The 17,338-nt window shown below is 57.2% G+C and carries 18 protein-coding genes and 1 pseudogene; 7 read left to right on the top strand and 12 right to left on the bottom strand.

The window, feature by feature from the left end:
• Positions 1-83: 83 nt before the first annotated feature.
• The 8 genes and pseudogenes from ACQZ5H_RS24700 to arsH all read right to left on the bottom strand — a co-directional run bounded on the left by ACQZ5H_RS24700 (position 84) and on the right by arsH (position 6,707).
• Entirely contained in the window at positions 84-458 is a 375-nt protein-coding gene (locus tag ACQZ5H_RS24700) for a hypothetical protein (RefSeq protein ID WP_449099199.1), read from the bottom strand.
• A 171-nt stretch (positions 459-629) separates the two neighbouring features.
• Positions 630-878: a hypothetical protein gene (locus tag ACQZ5H_RS24695; RefSeq protein ID WP_449099198.1), complete on the bottom strand. Its 249-nt coding sequence runs from the start codon at positions 876-878 to the stop codon at positions 630-632.
• Between the two features lie 134 nt (positions 879-1,012).
• Positions 1,013-1,222, bottom strand: a complete 210-nt coding sequence (locus ACQZ5H_RS24690) for a cold-shock protein (RefSeq protein WP_413708575.1) — start codon at positions 1,220-1,222, stop codon at positions 1,013-1,015.
• A gap of 219 nt (positions 1,223-1,441) precedes the next feature.
• Positions 1,442-2,311 carry a transglutaminase-like domain-containing protein gene (locus tag ACQZ5H_RS24685; protein ID WP_130279812.1) on the bottom strand — a complete coding sequence of 290 codons (870 nt, stop codon included), beginning with the start codon at positions 2,309-2,311 and terminating at the stop codon, positions 1,442-1,444.
• 79 nt (positions 2,312-2,390) lie between these two features.
• A complete protein-coding gene (locus ACQZ5H_RS24680; protein WP_130279811.1) occupies positions 2,391-3,479 on the bottom strand; it encodes an extracellular catalytic domain type 1 short-chain-length polyhydroxyalkanoate depolymerase in 1,089 nt (362 codons plus the stop codon).
• 138 nt (positions 3,480-3,617) lie between these two features.
• Positions 3,618-4,649 carry a fatty acid desaturase gene (locus ACQZ5H_RS24675; RefSeq protein WP_130279810.1) on the bottom strand — a complete coding sequence of 344 codons (1,032 nt, stop codon included), beginning with the start codon at positions 4,647-4,649 and terminating at the stop codon, positions 3,618-3,620.
• 1,074 nt (positions 4,650-5,723) lie between these two features.
• Positions 5,724-5,961, bottom strand: a pseudogene (locus ACQZ5H_RS24670) (arsenite efflux MFS transporter ArsK); the annotation flags it as partial.
• On the bottom strand, positions 5,958-6,707 hold the full coding sequence (arsH, locus tag ACQZ5H_RS24665) for an arsenical resistance protein ArsH (RefSeq protein WP_130279905.1): 750 nt from the start codon (positions 6,705-6,707) through the stop codon (positions 5,958-5,960). The gene arsH and the pseudogene ACQZ5H_RS24670, both read right to left, overlap by 4 nt.
• Before the next feature lie 337 nt (positions 6,708-7,044).
• On the opposite strand from arsH, the gene ACQZ5H_RS24660 reads away from it, so the two are divergent.
• A complete protein-coding gene (locus tag ACQZ5H_RS24660; protein ID WP_025555398.1) occupies positions 7,045-7,254 on the top strand; it encodes a cold-shock protein in 210 nt (69 codons plus the stop codon).
• A gap of 97 nt (positions 7,255-7,351) precedes the next feature.
• Positions 7,352-7,522: a hypothetical protein gene (locus tag ACQZ5H_RS24655; RefSeq protein ID WP_165402667.1), complete on the top strand. Its 171-nt coding sequence runs from the start codon at positions 7,352-7,354 to the stop codon at positions 7,520-7,522.
• 1,200 nt (positions 7,523-8,722) lie between these two features.
• Here ACQZ5H_RS24655 and ACQZ5H_RS24650 read toward each other — a convergent pair.
• A complete protein-coding gene (locus ACQZ5H_RS24650) occupies positions 8,723-8,848 on the bottom strand; it encodes a hypothetical protein (protein WP_449099197.1) in 126 nt (41 codons plus the stop codon).
• A gap of 565 nt (positions 8,849-9,413) precedes the next feature.
• Positions 9,414-11,300 (bottom strand): molecular chaperone HtpG, encoded by a 1,887-nt coding sequence (htpG, locus tag ACQZ5H_RS24645; protein WP_449099210.1) that lies wholly within the window; start codon positions 11,298-11,300, stop codon positions 9,414-9,416.
• A 328-nt stretch (positions 11,301-11,628) separates the two neighbouring features.
• On the opposite strand from htpG, the gene ACQZ5H_RS24640 reads away from it, so the two are divergent.
• The gene (locus ACQZ5H_RS24640) at positions 11,629-11,787 is read left to right on the top strand and encodes a hypothetical protein (RefSeq protein ID WP_162708712.1); all 159 of its coding nucleotides are present in this window, start codon (positions 11,629-11,631) and stop codon (positions 11,785-11,787) included.
• 312 nt (positions 11,788-12,099) lie between these two features.
• Here the strand turns inward: ACQZ5H_RS24640 and ACQZ5H_RS24635 are convergent, their stop codons facing one another.
• Positions 12,100-13,005, bottom strand: coding sequence for a LysR family transcriptional regulator (locus tag ACQZ5H_RS24635; RefSeq protein ID WP_449099196.1), 906 nt, complete (start codon positions 13,003-13,005; stop codon positions 12,100-12,102).
• Between the two features lie 226 nt (positions 13,006-13,231).
• Between ACQZ5H_RS24635 and ACQZ5H_RS24630 the strand changes: the two genes are divergently transcribed.
• Genes ACQZ5H_RS24630 through ACQZ5H_RS24615 form a run of 4 tightly spaced genes read left to right on the top strand, consistent with a single transcriptional unit; the run spans position 13,232 to position 16,789 of the window.
• Entirely contained in the window at positions 13,232-13,888 is a 657-nt protein-coding gene (locus ACQZ5H_RS24630; RefSeq protein ID WP_449099195.1) for an ABC transporter permease subunit, read from the top strand.
• Positions 13,885-14,649 (top strand): ABC transporter permease, encoded by a 765-nt coding sequence (locus ACQZ5H_RS24625; RefSeq protein ID WP_449099194.1) that lies wholly within the window; start codon positions 13,885-13,887, stop codon positions 14,647-14,649. Before ACQZ5H_RS24630 ends, ACQZ5H_RS24625 begins: the two co-directional genes overlap by 4 nt.
• Positions 14,650-14,663: 14 nt before the next feature.
• The gene (locus tag ACQZ5H_RS24620) at positions 14,664-15,497 is read left to right on the top strand and encodes a transporter substrate-binding domain-containing protein (protein ID WP_449099193.1); all 834 of its coding nucleotides are present in this window, start codon (positions 14,664-14,666) and stop codon (positions 15,495-15,497) included.
• 53 nt (positions 15,498-15,550) lie between these two features.
• The gene (locus ACQZ5H_RS24615; RefSeq protein WP_449099192.1) at positions 15,551-16,789 is read left to right on the top strand and encodes a CapA family protein; all 1,239 of its coding nucleotides are present in this window, start codon (positions 15,551-15,553) and stop codon (positions 16,787-16,789) included.
• A gap of 59 nt (positions 16,790-16,848) precedes the next feature.
• Here ACQZ5H_RS24615 and ACQZ5H_RS24610 read toward each other — a convergent pair whose 3' ends face one another.
• Positions 16,849-17,310, bottom strand: a complete 462-nt coding sequence (locus tag ACQZ5H_RS24610) for a helix-turn-helix transcriptional regulator (RefSeq protein ID WP_112717315.1) — start codon at positions 17,308-17,310, stop codon at positions 16,849-16,851.
• Between the last annotated feature and the right edge of the window lie 28 nt (positions 17,311-17,338).

Genomic DNA, 17,338 nt, shown 5'->3' with positions numbered 1-17,338 from the left:
AAACGCAGGAACTTGACCACTACGACCAATACAAACGATACCTAAAGGCGGGTCACTTCTCGGTGGAAACGCCGGGTCAGCTCTCAGTGGAAATCAACAACAAAGGCATCTTCACCCTTGCTCTGATCGCATACGAACCAGCGGTCGCCGTTGGAGCTGGTGGCGAATTCCATCTGCTTTTCCGGTCCGCAGCTTTCCTCGATAAAAATCATCTCGTCTAGGGGCTGAGCCTGCTTGCGAGACATCGTTTCTTGATCTGCCAGCTCGCCCGCCCTTTGCGCGACTTCTGTCGAGGCGGGATAGTCATCCGGCGCAATCATCGCAGCCCGGATCTGCTCGATGAGAGTGGTCTCCGCCGCATGGTCCGCTCCCGCTTCGGGCTTCAGATCAAGCGTCGCATAGTCTGCTCTTTTGAGTAGCCTACGTAGAAGAGACTGCTTCACGACGGATATGTTCACCACAGCCAGCCCTCCGCGATCAAGAACAGGACAAAGACGAAGCTCGCTACAGCAACCGCTGCTGGTGCAGCGTTGGAAGGGCTTGGCGAATAAAATCTATAGGTGGGAGGCATATCCTCTCCTTCAGTTAGAGTGTCGGTCGCGACCGCCGGTCCCGCTGATATTCCCTCCTCACGCTGCCGCGGACGCCATCTTCCGGCGCCGAGTGGGACGAGTTGATTTCAGCTCGTTCGCATGCGCTTTTCGTAATACGCGCAAGCGCTCGGTTTTGCGGATTCGCGCGGCCGCTTCCGTGTCAATGATCTGCCGCGCGACTTGGCTGGTGGTCGCGGCCTTGTCTCGTGCGGAGACCTTCTCCGGCTTAATAACTCCTGCTTCGTCATGCTGATAATCCTCTTTCGGTTTGTCGCTCGGACGCATCCGAAACGTCGACGGTTGAACCGAAGCCGGAGGAGAGGCCGGCCAAAAACAAAAAGGCCGGGCGCTAACCCGACCTTTCACAGTCACTCAGCTCTGCTGCCAGTACATCCGTGGTCAGCGGGGCGAATGAAAACTTAAGCTGTCTGAAGATTTTCGGCCGAGCTTTTGCCGGACTTGCGGTCCTGAATAACCTCGTAGGAGATCTTCTGGCCATCTGAGAGCGAACGCATTCCGGCGCGCTCGACGGCAGACGCATGGACGAAGACGTCCGTGCTACCGTTATCCGGTTGGATGAAGCCGAAGCCTTTGGTGGAGTTGAACCATTTGACGGTGCCAGTAGTCATGACGATTTCCTTTCAGAACAATCGTTGTAGTTCCCGCGATGCCTTGCGGGATAAGATCGATGTTTTGAGAGGAATCCGACGGGAGCGAAGCTCCGGACCAACATCACAAGCAATGGTCGATAAACAATATATGGGTGCAAGTTCTGATTTTACAAGAGCGCGCCGGGTTTATGTTCGGCCCACGGAAAATTCAACCGCTCTCGTCTGTCGCTCGCACCATCAGGCGATCAAAGCGATTTCCACGGCGACATCCATCGACACGAATGCATCCGCAGGACCGATAAACGTTCCCGAAACAGGCATAAGCTGGGTAATGTCGCGCGCGACGGCCACCGGGATCAGGTTGCCGCTACCCATGCTCCTGTTTGTCGGATCGAACGCGATCCATCCTGCGCCCGGGAGGAACACTTCAACCCATGCATGGGTCGATCCGCCCGGCGTTGAACCGACGAGGATGCTCGCTGGGTCATAGAGATATCCGGACACGATCCTCGCCCCGAGGCCAAGGACCCGGACAGTTTCAGCAAGCAGCGTCGCGAGGTCCCGGCAGCTCCCGGACCTTAGGCGAAGGGTTTTCAGCGGAGCCTGCGTGCCTTCGATCTCTCGCGCCTGATAGGCAACGCCGTTCGCAACGCCGGCACTGAGGTCTTTCAGCAGCGACAGCGTATCTGTCGAGTTCCCCATGACGAAGCCCCTGACCCACTGCTGCAGTTCGCCGGAGGGGTCTGGGTACTGAGCATTCCTGAGAGAGCCAAGATCCTTCCAATCCTGCTCGTCGTAGAGGAAGGGGTAAGTTGCGCCCGATGCGGCGATGTCGAATACCGGCCAGGCTTGCGATCTGAGGTCGACGTCGGCATGGCTTATGATCTCGATCTGGTAGGTCGGCTCCGAGAACGTCAGGGTCGCAATTGCGTTTCCGAACACGTCCGTGGTCCACGCGACTTTGCCTTCCGGCGAGACCGTGATCTGGTGATGTCGCAGCAGGAGATCCGGTCCCTCGCGCGGCCGCAGCAACAGCCGATAGGGCGTGAGTTGGACGGGACATCGGTAGCTGTAGGACGTCCGGTGCTCTATGGAAAGCTTCGCCATTTCCGCTCCTCGCGCAGAAGTACCCTAAGTGCGCGTAAGTTCAGGGCAGGTTTCTTCCTCGGGGGCAGCCAAGGACATCTCATCTGATAAGCCCGGCTGATCGCAGCGCGCTCTCGATGACATCCTGGATATAATTCGTCACATCCTTGCGGTCATCGCTTCTCGTCTCGTTGGAGGTCGTCGCCCTCGCATCGAGTTGGACGCGACGCTCGAAGGAGGGCGTGAGACCCCAACTGCGGGCAATGTGTTCCGTTGAGGAGACGCCGACGTCGAGCATATAGGGGGCTTGCACGCCATAGCCGCTCGACGTGTCGATCGGGGTGCCGTGTCCCATGCCGCCAATGCGGTGAAGCTCAATGGCGTCCGCGCCTGCCCTATTTGTCCAAATGTGATGTTCATGTCCATCCATTGCGTCAGACCGCGCCGGCCGATCGCCAACCTCGTGTATAGCCTTCCACTGCTCAATGATGGCCCGTGCGTTCAACTCATCGACTGTCTTGTCGGCCGTACCGTGCCAGACCGATATCGTGGGCCACGGGCCAACATGCGGCGATGCCGATCGGAGACGCTCTTGGAGCCGTTGGTGGGACGGCAGGCCGTGGCCCCGCATCCGGTCAAACGCGTCCGGGACCGTGGATGCAACACCATAGGGCAGACCTGCAATAAGCGCTCCCCCGGAAAACACCTCCGGATAAGCGGCAAGCATGGCGTTTGCCATCGCGCCGCCGGCTGAGAGCCCCGTAATGAACACTCTAGTGGGGTCGATACCATGGTCAGAAACCATCGTATCGATCATCTCTCGGATCGAGCGAACCTCTCCGCGACCGCGTTCAATGTCGTTGTCGGAAAACCAGTTAAAACAAAGGTTGGGGTTGTTCTGGCGGGACTGTTCCGGAAACAGAACTGCGAAACCGAATTCGTCCGCCAATTTCGACCACCCCGATCCGGCATCGTAGCCGGCCGCGGTCTGGGTGCAGCCATGCAGGACGACAACAAGCGCAAGCAGGCCAGATCGATCGCCCGATTCGGGAGCATAGTACCAGCCGAACAGGTTGCCGGGATTAGCATTAGCGATCTCCAACCGCGTTAGTCTGGTTGGACCCGCATCCATCACCGGACTGGTGCGGTATCGTTGTAGCCGCTGCAATGTATCCGAAAGACTTCTCATGGAGCATCCTCGCTATTTGCGGAATGCCAATCGACGTCCCGGATACTCTAGGTAATGCTGCACTGCACAATTGCAAGTACGGAAAAGAGATCGGCCGAGTTCACTGCAAATACCACGTGAGACCGGCAGATAAGGCAATCATTGGGCTTCCTTCTCGGCCTGGCTGAAGGAAATCAGTCGCTGCGTTTTCTCGTTCCAAAGCACGAGCCGGACTGACGCCAGACTATCGCGAATTCCAATGCGGCCGATATTCGCGAGCTCAGGATGGTCACGAAGCACTTCAGGCAGCCGGTAAAACGGTACCCGGCTGGAGAGATGATGAAGATGGTGCATTCCGATATTGCCGGTAATCCACCGCAAGGGGCGAGGCAGATCGTAATGGGAGGCTCCATGCATCGCTGCATATGGGAATGCCCATTCTGGCGGCCTCGACCAGTGGGTCTCCTCGAACTGATGCTGGACATAGAACAGCCAGACGCCCGCGGATCCGGCAATGAGGACGATCGGCAGATGGATCAATAGGAAAGGAATGATGCCCACGCTCCAAATCAACACTGCCGCTAACAGGGCAACGGCGAGGTTCGTCGCCATGGTGGAAATCCACGGCAGTGCGCCCGATCGCATCATTCCGAACGGCAGCCGTTGCTTGATGAGAAACAGAAAAGCAGGGCCGATCCCGAACATCACAAATGGATTCCGATACAACCGATAGCCAAGCTTACCCACCAGCGGCAGATTGCGATACTCCGATACCGTGAGTGTCGTTATGTCCCCGACACCGCGTTCATCGAGATTGCCGGCCGACGCATGATGGTCATTATGCGCACGCCGCCAGTAATCGTAAGGCGTTAGCGTCAGGACACCGAGGGCGCGACCGGTCCAATCATCCAAACGCCGATTTGCGAATAAGGACCCGTGCCCGCAGTCATGCTGCAGCATGAACAGCCGTAGCAAAAAAGCCGCAGCCGGGATGACCAACACCAGGCCGACCCAGTAACCGGACTGCAGCGCGATTGCCGCGGCGGTCCATAAAAGCACAAACGGGATCAAAGTGACAGCGAGTTCGAAAAAGCTTCGCGCCCGCACGGGATTACGGTAGCTAGCGATGATCTTGAGCCAGACAAGTTCGGAGCACACGTCGAGGCTGAGAGGCTGTTTAGTCGTGGTCAATTTTCATCTTTCGCATCATGAGATCCAACGCTTGCGGCGGAACAAGCTATCTCGTTTCAAATCACAAAAGGTTGCATCATTTAACGCGTCGGTGGAGAGGATACGAGGGGGCGTCGTAAAGCGCACGGATCTGTCGATGATCGAAACGGGCCTCATCGACTTCGAGAAGACAGCCCAACTGCTGTGCGCCAGGCATATCTTCCACCGCAAAACGAAGGGCCTCGGCCGCTGTCTCAAAACGCCGGTAGCGAGGCCCGTTGTGACCTCGAACCGCTTTCCCAGCGTACAACCCCGCCGAACTTGCATAATCGAACTGGGTCAGGTGGTTGCCCTCCAGGTCATGGAGCGACGCTGAGCTTCGAGACGGGAGGCTTCCCTAAGAGTTCGCTCCGTTTGTCTCCGCTCGAGCAATCGCTTCTGCATCTCCCGTCGCAGGTCCTGGAGCTTTTCGGCATTCGAGCCTTGCTCGACATTTGCAACGCGAAAGAGCTTGTCCGCCGATTTGCGGAATATGTGGTTCATCATGAATTCCTTGAATGGTGATAGTGGTCGATGACGCTAAAAAGCTTGGCCCGGGTCTCGGTCCGCTTATCTGATCATCCGCTATATATGGACGAGGGCCCCGCGTGCGCGGGACGGCGCAGCCGCCGCTATGAGGCTGGCGGCAGATCCCTATGCCACTGCGATGCGGACCGTGAGAGCGCCCTCATTACCACCAACGGTAGCGATTTCAGGCTGCTTGTGCTTAATACATGTCTGAGGGGATTTGTTCGTTCTCTGTACTCGAAAGAACTCGTTCGCACCAGGTTTTGCGAGACGCATGCTGCATATTCATTGGAAGACATTTTGTCCTCCTTCTGTTTGGGGTAAAGCCGTCAGCAGAAACTTTGACGCCCACGGGAACGGCTAAACCCGCCTGGTCCCGGCGACACCCGCCGGAAAGAACGACCGCCCGGTAGAGACGCCGGAGCCCCGCGGAGCTCAAAATCACAAGCATTGGTCGATAACACATATGTGGGTACAGTTTCGGATTTAACAAGTGCAAGATTGGATCTTAGGGCTACCCTTCGCCATCGAGCCGATCGTCCTCACTCGCCCGGCCCCGATGCGGTCGAAAAAGCTGCCGAGCCAGGGCTCAGGCGCCGATCAGCAGGGCGGCCGAAAGCGCGCCGGAGATTCATTCGGCCGACCACGCAAAATACGCAGCCATGTCGGGCGCCAGGATGCTGAAGCTGTAATAGGGGGTGTCATAGCCGATGTTCTGCGTGAGAAGGAGCGCAAGGATCGCGGCGACAGGAACGCGCTCATTCATATGGATTTCAGGCTCACGCGCTGCTCCAACTTTTCGGCTTCTTCCTTTCGCTCGCTGTAGCGATCGGTGAGGTAGGCAGACGCATCACGGGTCAGGAGCGTGAACTTGACCAGTTCCTCACAGACGTCGACGATCCGATCATAGTAGGACGACAGCTTCATGCGGCCGTCAGTGTTGAATTCCTGGAAAGCCTTGGCGACCGACGACTGGTTCGGGATGGTGATCATCCGCATCAAGCGGCCGAGCACACGAAGCTTATTGATTGCATTGAACGACTGCGAGCCGCGGGAGACCTGCATAACGGCGAGTGTCTTGCCCTGCGTCGGCCGCAGGGAACCGACCGAAAGCGGGATCCAGTCGATCTGCGCCTTCATGATGCCGGTCATGGAGCCGTGGCGTTCCGGACTGATCCAGACCTGGCCCTCCGACCACGCCGACAGCTCACGCAGCTCCGGCACCTTCGGATGACTGGCGGGTTCCGCATCGGGAAGCGGCAGGTCAGCCGGATCGGAGATCTGCACCTCGCAGCCGAAATGCTTCAGCAAGCGCGCCACCTCTTGTGCCAAAAGCCGACTATAGGCCACGGTGCGCAGGGAACCGTAGAGGATCAGAATGCGCGGCTTGTGCGAGGAGAAGGGAGTACGCAGAGCTTTAGGTCTGTCAGCTACTGGATGGATAGCTTTGACTGGCGTGCTCAGGAGCGACGCCAATTCGCGGCCGAGATCGAAGCCAGCGGTCGTGCACATGACAGGCGATAGCACCAAGCCCCCGCTCCTGCTCCTGCACAGCTGGCCCGGCTCGTTAACGAGTTTGAAGACCCGATCGCGCCACTGGTCACAAGCATAGATCCGCAGATCGAGGCGATAATTTCAGGCTCCAGGCTGCGATACATGAAAATAAAAGCCGGTGTCAGCCTTGCTGAATGTAATTTTATGACCATATATGAACTATCGAATTTGCTTTTTGAGCTTTGCTTTGCGGTAAGCCGCAGCTGGCGAACCTTTTCTTTCAGACATCGATCGAATGACTGCCGGCGGTTCGCGCCGGGCAGCGACTAATCGTGCGATTGGAAGGATAATCGTCATGAATACAGGTATCGTAAAGTTTTTCAACACCACCAAAGGCTTTGGCTTTATCCAGCCGACCGACGGTTCCAAAGACATCTTTGTTCACATCTCGGCCGTCGAACGCTCCGGGATGAGCTACATCTCCGAGGGCCAGAAGTTGAGCTACGACATCGTGGCTGACGGCCGCTCGGGCAAGAGCGCAGCCGAAAATCTTCAGGCAGCCTGACACCTCGCCGGTCTTTGACCACGGATGTACTGGCATTGACCGTATGTCACAAGGTCGAGGAATGTCCTCGGCCTATTTTTGTTAAAAGGAACCTCACATGAAAAAAACCAACGCCGAACAGCAGATCCAGAGAGCGGTGCGCCAGGTGAAAAACACCAGCGGCGGCGGCCATCTCGGTGGCACGAATTTTGGTCAGGGTTATGATGCAAAGACATCATCGGCGAAAGGCAAGGCCGATAGCAGCCGTCGAAGCTCCCGAAAAGGCTGACAGCCCGCTCATCGCAGTGACACCTGGAGGTCAACATGGAACGAGCTGAATTCGCATCGAGCAGCAACGGGGATCGACGGTTCCTGCAACGGGAAACGCGGAAGGCATGGATCATGTCCTGCACCGCGCCAACAAAGCTGGTGGGCATTAAACCCGATACGAATCGAGCGCTTTCTGTACCTGCATCCTCAAGGTCCCGAGCGCGCCGCGCTTCGCATGGTGCTCGAAGATAAAAGCCCATCAGGAGAAACAACATGACCGCTACGAAAGACCACTTTTTTAAGCCCGAAAAATTGTCGGCGGATGCCAAGGCAGTTCTATTCAACGCCACGGTCCGCACTAATCTTGAGGCAGAATCAGCGGCTAGGAGTAAGAAAACGCAGGCTCTGCGAGCACTCCGGCTCTCGCAGCCGACAGCTGAGCTGCCTCTACCCGCCCGCAAACGATCTGCACCGCTACACAAAGCGGCTTGATCACGCCCGCCTTATCTCAGGGGAAGACGATCGCTTTGTCCGCTAATCCTATGGAGCCAGCCGCGTTGATCAGGTTATACCGGCATGACCGAACCCGCTGAAGCACTCGCCAAGTTGATATCCCGCTACGCCACGAATCCCGAATCTGGTTTGGCGCGAAACGCTTTAGACCGCGTTGGTCGTGAGCTCGTCGAAATCATGCTTGTGGCAAGGATTTTGGAGGGTCCGGGCTGAACGGCAAGGCCTTCTCCGCTCGCTCCATGCGTTGCCTGCTTGCTGAACCAGGTCCCACAGGTCGGCCCGTCATTGCGCGCGGCGATTTCCTGTGCCCGCAGCGTGACCTCGAGGCGACCAAGGAGAATGTCTGACGGTACTCAGCGCCGCCTGCGCCCTCCACCTCCGTCTGCAGAACAAGGGACCGACCAACGGCGACATATTCTTCATGCGGTGGCGGGTTTCATACAGAATGAAATGATGCCTCCCCGCATCATGCGGTTGACGCTTGGTGACGTCGTCGAGAGCACCAGGATGTTAGTGCTGTTGCCATCAGGGTGGACGAGACGGTGGGCATCGACCAGGAAGGTACGCTGCCCGATCCCTAACTCTCGGGATAACGCTGACGATTAGATCACGAAGTTCGCGAATGTCCTACAGTCCGTTGCCCAGCTCGAACAGGCTCTCTTCGAGGAGATCGTCGCACTCCACCTGGAAGGTTTTAATGAAAGCGTTATTGGCTGGTGGTCATACATAGCCGCTGATCGAGGGCGACGTTCGGCTGCGTCATCGTATCGACCACGCCCTGGGGCTCGAACGTGCCCGCTTCTGAACAGGCGGTAAATTCTGCCAGCATCATAGGTCGCGTTCTTTTCGCATAAGAGGTGTCTCGACTTGGTCAATTCAGATTAAAACGCAATGCGACCCCATCTGCTTGGGCGCGCCTACACCGGACGTCGCCTCGTGTGTTACGAAGAACGGCCAACAAGCATGGCGTTCTGCGTTTCCCGGCTATGAGGAAACGCGAAGGATCAGGTGGAACCGTGAACCTGATCACAAGCCCATCAGCTGCCAGTCCCGCGACACCTGCAACTTCAAAGTCCGAACCACCATCTTGCTCGAGCGCCGTCCCGAATCCCGTGTTGTGATCAAACTCGTTTCAGGAACGCAAAGTTATCGAAAGCTGCCTAGCAAACCAAGCGGCTGAGGACTGTGCACGCGCCGCACCGCCGTCGAGACCTCCAATTGCGAGAGCGTTGACGCAACGCTCTCGTTATTATCATTGAAAACGCCTCCAACAAGCCCCAGCAACCGGGCGGTGTAGGGCGGCGTCAATGACCTAGGCGATGCCCTAGGACGCTAGTATTCTAGACCGCGAGCATCCCATCAAAGTTCTGCCCCAGCTATCCTTCGGTGCACGATGATCAGTGCTGGCCGATTGCCCGACTGAACAGACGGGCCTGCCGGCCGGCGAAAGCGCGGGGATCTCCGGGTTTGTCACCATCGAGAATTCGAGCCTCATCCAGTAGGAGGCGAACGGCGTCCTCTCGGAACGCGTGATCAGCGACTGAGGCAATATTCTGCACAAGTTCGCTCTGCGCGTTTATCTCGAGAATCGGCTTCGACGCGGCCTGCAGCCGCCCGGCCCCCTGAAGTATCTTTTCCAACTGTCGGTCCAGCCCATCATCCGGCGCAACCAAGCAAACTGAACTTTCGGTTAGCCGTTGAGAAACACGCACGTCGGCCACTTCCTCGCCAAGCACTCCACGAGCGAACTCGATGAACGCGGTCACATCCGCTGATATCGAAGGCTTATTGTCGTCGGAATCCTTATTACTCGGTATCGCATCCAGATCGGATTGACCCTGCGTAACCGATCTGAACGGCTTTCCATCAAAGTCACGAGCATTGGTCGGCCAGAAGCTGTCGACCTGGTCCGTAAGCAGAAGAACTTCGATGCCTTTGGCGCGGAAACCTTCGAGATGCGGAGAAGAGTTGAGTTGTTCGACACTGGAGCCGGTTATGTAATAGATCGCCGACTGCCCTTCCTTCATGGCGCCAACGTACTCGGCAAGGGTCCGGGTCGCTTCGCTGGACGCGGTCGTGCGGAATCGCGCCAGTTTCAGTAGCTGTTCTCGGCGTTCGTAATCCTCGTAGATGCCTTCCTTGACGATCGTGCCGAACAGATCCCAGAATTTCGTAAAGGTTTCGGGTTCCCCTTCCGCCATCTTTTCGAGCGCCGAAAGTATACGGCTGGCTACACCCTTACGGATCGACGAAAGAACCGGGCTCTCCTGGATCATCTCGCGCGAGATGTTCAGCGGCAGGTCCGGCGTATCGACGACACCGCGTACGAATCTCAGATAGCGCGGTAGCAATTCGGCGTCGTCGGTGATGAAGACGCGCTTGACGTAGAGCTTCATACGACCCTGTCGGTCCGGATCAAACAGATCGAAGGGCTGAGAACCAGGAATGAACGCGAGCGTCGTGTATTCGTGGCGACCCTCGGCGTGAAAGTGAACGTTGGTCAATGGCTCGTCGTACTGACCGGAGACATTATGATAGAAATCGTCATAATCCTGTTTCGAAACCTCGCCCTTCGGCTTCGTCCAGAGTGCGGCGCCGTCTGTAATTTGAGTCGGCTCGGCGCCGAGCTTCTCGATCAGCTTGATCGGCACGGGCACATGCCCGGACTGATCGCGAATGATTTTTTCCACGGCCCACTTGGTGGTGTACTTCTTGGCGTCCTCCAAAAGATGCAGAACGACGCGAGTTCCTCTAGTCGGAGCATCTGCGAGATCGATAGCCACCACGTCGTAGCTTCCCTTGCCATCTGAAGACCACTTCCAGGCATCCTCGCTTCCGGCTAGCCGGGAGATCACGTCGACCTTGCCTGCGACCATGAAGGACGAGTAGAAACCGACGCCGAATTGGCCGATCAGCTCGGCTCTCTCGCCGCCCTTGGCGGCCTCGATACGTTCCATGAAGGCCCTTGTACCCGATCGAGCGATCGTGCCGAGTGCGTCGATCAGGTCGTTGCGACTCATGCCAATCCCGTTGTCCTCGACGACGAGGAGGGGCGCCACTTCGTCGAGCGTCACCAGGATCTGAGGGCTCCATCCGCTGCCTGCGAGTTCCGGCCGGGCGATCGCCTCATAACGAAGTTTCTCGCAGGCATCGGCTGCGTTGGAAATCAGTTCCCTGAGAAAGACATCTTTATCCGAGTAGACCGAATGCACCATCATGTGCAAAAGTCGGCTGACGTCGGCTTCGAATGCATGCTGTTCTGGCTGTTTCTGTGTTGTTGTCATCGGCAATCCCCACTGCAAATAATCCGCGCGTGAGATGGATTTTTCGATGAGAATTTTCAACCCCTCAGACTACGATACATATGGCGCTTCTTGGAGTATGTAGGCTTATGCAGGTTGCTGTCGGCTTCGAGCCTCACTACGGGCCGGTGATCTCAGTCAATGTTGTGCGAGCGCTCTACGTGAAAGTGCGTTGCAGCGTATCGCCGGAGCCTTTCAGCACAAATACTCTGGGCTGGCGCGAGAACGACGCGCGTAGCGGGGCGAACCTCCGAGTTCCGGAACTCGATATGATCTCCGCTTGATGCGTCAGCATTAACGTGCTCAGGCCATGCCCGAGAGTTTTGCTATCAGCGTTCCGCAAAAGTCTTACAACCCGACGCACGTCTCGCGCAGAATTGATATCGAAACCAAAGCGGGCGCCCTGTTCTTCCGAGAGGGCAGCATGGATACCCACGAGGCGCTTTCTCTGCTGCCGGCGACAAACTGATTACGTGTAGGATGCAGATGGCGAACTAGCCGAATCGTCTGAGTACGGCAAAGGCAAATGACATTCCGCTTGTCTTGTGCGGGGCACAAGCATGAGGCTGCCGAGAAGCAATCCGGCGTCATGCTGCACCTGATCTGCCACATCGGCAGACTGCCTCAATCAGATCCACAAAATCTCGTTCCAGACGATCGACACTTCGGTTGCTCGCACCTCGCGCACTTGTTCGGAGATCAACGGAAGCTTCGTCTAGCAGGCAGGCAACGCGCCCCCTGCTCGTCCCCAGGCCGATCAAGTCGGGCGCCGGTCGATAGCCTAGTTCACTGCCATCGCGCTGGCGGCAATCTCCACCACTCGCTTCGTTGAGACGTCAAGCGTTCGTCCTTTTTGCCACAATATGACGTAGTGGTAGGCAGCACCAGGCTCGAAACCTCGGCTATCGAGTGCGAATTGCTGATATTCCCTCGCAATGACACTGTTTGTGACCGAGACACCGATGCCAGCAGCAACGAAGCCTGCATCATGCCCATGAAGATCGTATTCCACCGCGATGTCGGGGTCTGCACCCATGAAGCGCAGCGCATTGACGTTCATCTGATGCGACGAGAACTGAGGGTCGATGTCGATTAGTGGTTCTCCCACCAAATCCTCGGGAGTTACCGTATGCAGGTCTTCAAATCGGTGGCCACGGGCGAACAGGCAGACATTTGTGGCTTTTGCAACTGGCACGTAGTCGAACAGACGCTCGTCGATAGGCAGCCGTGACAGACCGATGTCCGAGTGGCCGTCACGAACTTCGTCCGCGATTTCCTTGTAATGTCCTGACCTAACTTGCAAATGATCGAAAAGGTGCTCTTGTCTCAAAGCTTTGGCGACCTCGGGCAGCAGGCGCAACGTGAATACGCTAGGCGCCGCAATCGCGATCGAGCGCCGATCCCGTGACCGTATGCCATCTATGTTCTGCCGCAGGCGATCAAGGCCCGAAAAAGCTGAATCGATCGAACGCAGCAACTCCCATCCCTGGTCAGTCGGCCGCATTTTCCCCTTCTCCCGAAGGAAGAGCGGGAAGCCGACGGCTTCCTCAAGCTGCCGGATGTTCTGACTCACGGCCGGTTGCGTGACGTTGAGAAGACGCCCTGCGAGGCGCTCCGATCCCGCTCTAATAACTTCGCGGAAAACCTGAAGCTGGCGGAGCTTGATCCCGGTACCGGCGACTTCCATGCGAAACCCCATAAGCTCTGCTTATCGCAATTTTCGGAAACTTATAAATTGACGCTCAAATTGTAAAGTATATTTAGTAGATACAGCATGATAAACCGAAGGTTAAATTGGGTAAATAAATCGCCGATAGGTTATTCATTAAGTACATTTATAAATTAAAGCCAACTAAGTACTAGTGACTAACCGACCACTCACGGCCTTCCATTCCGAGAACCGAGGTTGCTGCATGTATTACCATTTCTTATCCGGACTAATGGTGACGATATCGGTCTTTTCCGTCAGCGTTTGCCTGGGAACTGCGGTCGGCCTGGTTGTGGCGGCGGGGACCTCGGCAAACTCAGCGTATCTCCGAAGCACGGCTCAAGCCTACGTCGCGACAATCCGCGGCGTACCGGAGCTGCTGATCATCCTGCTGGCATTCTTCGGAGGGACGGCTGCGATCAGTGCGATTGCCGGCAGATACATCGAGGTAAATGCCTTCGCGTCCGGCGTTGGCGCGTTGACCATCGTCTTTGCGGGCTATGCCGCGGAGATTTTCCGCGGCGCGCTGACGTCAATCCCTAAGGGACAGGGTGAAGCGGCGTTGTCCCTGGGCCTGTCGCGCTGGCAACGATGGGTTTTCATCCTGCTGCCGCAGATGGTCCCGCTGGCTCTGCCGGCTTACACCAATCTTTGCATTTCACTGATCAAGGACACTGCCCTCGTTTCGATCGTCGGGCTCAGCGACGTCATGCGTGTTGCGTTCATCGGGGCGGGCACGATGCGTGCCCCGTTGCCCTTCTATCTCGCAGCCGCCGCGATCTACCTGGCCTGTACGACTGTCGCGCTGTTCGGCTTCAGACTGTTGAACAACAGATTTCAGCTTCCGGAGCGCTCAAAATGAACCTGGATGCGTTTTCCGAGGCACTGGTTTCACTACCGCGTGGCCTGCTCCTCACGCTCCTCCTGACGGTTGCACCGTTGATCGCCGGGTTCCTGATATCCCTGCCCCTTGCTCTCATTCGCGCCTCCGAGGCCAGGATATCCGCAGCGGTGGTATTCTCATACACCTATGTCTTTCGAGGCACACCGCTGCTCGTCCAGCTCTTCATCGTTTACTACGGACTAGCACAGCTGCCGCTCGTCCGGCACGGCATGCTCTGGCCCGTATTTCGCGAGCCCTTCTGGTGTGCCGTTATCGCCTTTACCCTCAACAGCGCCGCCCACACGACCGAGATCCTCGCAGGCGGTTTTCGCGCGATCCCGAGAGGACAGACCGAGGCAGCGCAGGCGCTTGGCCTTTCGCATCTCCAGACCTTCTTTCTTATTCGCTTTCCCCTCGCGTTCAGGATCGTCCTCCCAGCCTACACCAATGAAGTCATTGGCATGCTGAAGGCCAGCTCGCTTGGCAGCACCGTGACACTTCTCGAGGTCACCGGGCTTTCCCGTCAGCTGGTCGCGGCAACCTTCGCGCCATATGAGGTTTTCGTCGTGGCTGGGCTGATCTACCTCGCGGTGACCTTCATGATTACAGCCCTCGCGCGTCGCCTGGAACGGCTTAACACCCGCGTCGAACGATCTTCGATCCAGCACGAAAGCAACCAACCGTCTTCTCAGGCTGCCGGCCCTGAAAACCGGATCGCAGTAGTCGGCCTCCAGCAATAAGAAAGGGAACACGCATGAAATTGACGCTCTTTGCAATGTGCTTGGAGCTTGCCATCGGAAGCACAGCGATGGCCGCTCCACGCTCCGTAGCGATCGGTTCGGAAGGCGCATCACCACCCTGGAACGCCATAGGCGAGGATGGCCAACTGGCCGGGTTCGACATCGATGTCGGGAAGGACCTGTGCCGGCGCGCCAATCTCGACTGCCGTTTTGTCGCCCAGGACTGGGACGGGATCATACCCGCTCTGACCGTGGGCAAGTTCGATGCGATCATGTCGGGGATGGCGATTACCGAGAAGCGCAAGAAATCCATTGCTTTCTCGCAACCCTATGCCGGCGGCTTCAATCAGATTGTGCTGCGCAAGGACCTCCAGGTGGCGCCTATGGACACCGCCGCCAAGCTCGACCTCACCGACATCGACGCCGCCAAGAAATCGACCCTTGCCACTATCAGGCTGGCTCTCAGCGGCAAGACGCTCGGCGTGTTGCGGTCATCGAATTCTGAAGTCGTTCTCAACGAGCTGGTCGGAACAGCGGCCTCAATTCGCAGCTACGATTCCCAGGATAACCTGCAGCTTGATCTTGCCGCCGGCAGGATCGACGGCGGTCTCGCAGACTACTTTACATGGAAGGCGTTCCTTGACGGTCCTGATGGAGCCGATGCTGCGTTCTATGGCCCGGAGCTTTCCGGTGGCCCCTGGGGACCGGGTGTCGGGATCGGACTTCGTCAATCGGACAAAGACCTCGTCGCGGTCTTTGACAAGGCGATCGGCGAAGCCAAAGCGGATGGGACGCTCCGGCGGCTCAGCCTGCAATGGTTCGGTCTCGATGTTTCCCCCAATCAATAGGTTGAGCGCGCCGCCGCTTTGTGCGGCGGCTTCACACCATCGCTGGAGTTCTCATGCCCAAACCGTTCACTTTCCTTGTTACAGGGCAATCGCTTATACATCATGACCTGCGCGCCATCGACGACCCGCGGCTTGCGGCGATCAAAGCTCTCGTTCGATCGTCGCCCGTCTCCTTTACCAACTTCGAGATGACGATCTACGGCCGCCACGAGGGCTGGCCTTTGAAAGGCTCCTATTTCGGCTGCGCTCAGCCGGAGGTTCTGGATGCCCTGAAAGACTTCGGCTTTTCGGTCCTGTCGCTATCCAATAATCACGCCTTCGATCTTGGCCCACCAGGCGTCCTGTCGACCCTCGAAGAGGCTTCGCTGCGTGGCTTCCTCCATGCGGGGATCGGCAAAGACCGACGCAGTGCGTCCAGGGCGGCCTCCGCTTCCATCGCAGGAAAGGCAGTTGCTTTGGTTTCCATGGATGCCGGCCCTGGTCCCGCTTTCATGTATGCCGACGATGGAACTGACAATCGGCCTGCACGCCCCGGTGTTAACCGTCTGCAGGTTGAGCGCAGCTTCGATGTCGACGACGAAACTTTTGCGTTGCTGCAGCAAGTCCAACAGCGGTTTGGAACGACAAGCCTGGAGCTCGCAAACTATGCTCAGCCCAATGATCCTCCATCGATAAGCGGCGCTGAAGCCGACTTCTTCGGGACCGTCTTCCGTCGGGCATCTGCGAGTGCGCGCCGCATCGAGATTGAACCAGAAAGCGCGATCACCCAGCTTGCAGCCATCCGGCGCGCGCGAGCAAACGGCGACTTCGTCATCGCCTATCTCCATCATCACCATTGGGAGCCGGATTGGCATCGTGTGCCGGAATGGGTTCAGGAATTCGCGCGTCTATGCATCGACAATGGAGCATCCGCTTTCGTCAGCCACGGCGCACCAGTTTTACAGGGCATGGAAATCTATAAGCACGCTCCCCTTTTTTACGGGCTCGGCAACTTCCTGTTCCATACATCAAAGGATGAGACCGAATGGAGCCCGCGAGAGGTCTGGAAAAGCGTGGTTGCCACGTGCACATTCAATGAGAAGAATGAGATCGACGAGATAGATTTCCGGCCGATTGTGGTTGGCGGCGCAGAAGCCCTTGAAAGCCGAGGTCAGCAGCGCCTACCCTATCCTGTTTTGGCAGAAGGCTGGCTCGCAGATGAAATCCTAAGCGACCTGGTCGAACGCTGCGAAGGGTTCGGTACGACAATTGCGCGAAACAATGAGCGCGCGATCTACAAGGCACGCATCTAAAAATTCACTCTCGGCTGCAGTCCGGAGCGGTTCGTCGAGCCGCTCCGGACGTTGATTCCTTAGTCCTCGTCATCCACAAGCGAGGTTACCAGCGCCGCAAACTTGCTGCGAACCCGCGGTGAGAGATTGAGGACGCTTTCGATCAGGCGCCGACCTTCAGTTGTGGAGATGTACGCAATACGCTCATCGATTTCAGCAACCGGAATTGATGTGAGGCTACCTTCGGGTTCCGGCAGGCCCTCGAAGAACCGGCTGACCGGGGTATTCAGGCAGCTTGCTACCTGATAAAGCATCGAGGCGCTGACCCGGTTGCGACCGTTTTCGTATTTTTGGACCTGCTGGAAGCTGACGCCGATTTTTTTGGCAAGATCGCTCTGCGATACATTGGACTGGATACGCCAGATGCGGATCTGCTGGCCGACATGTCTGTCGACTGGGTGAGCATCGGCTGATGGCGCCAGCGCCGCTGGTTTCTTAGCAATTTTGGACTGTGACAAACGCACTACGGATTGGCGGTTCATTGCAAACTCCCCGTGCGAGAGTTTCAAG

It is taken from the genome of Rhizobium sp. 21-4511-3d, from assembly GCF_053522545.1.
The sequence above is the reverse complement of the archived record's forward strand: the minus strand, read 5'-3'. Positions and strand labels throughout refer to the sequence as shown.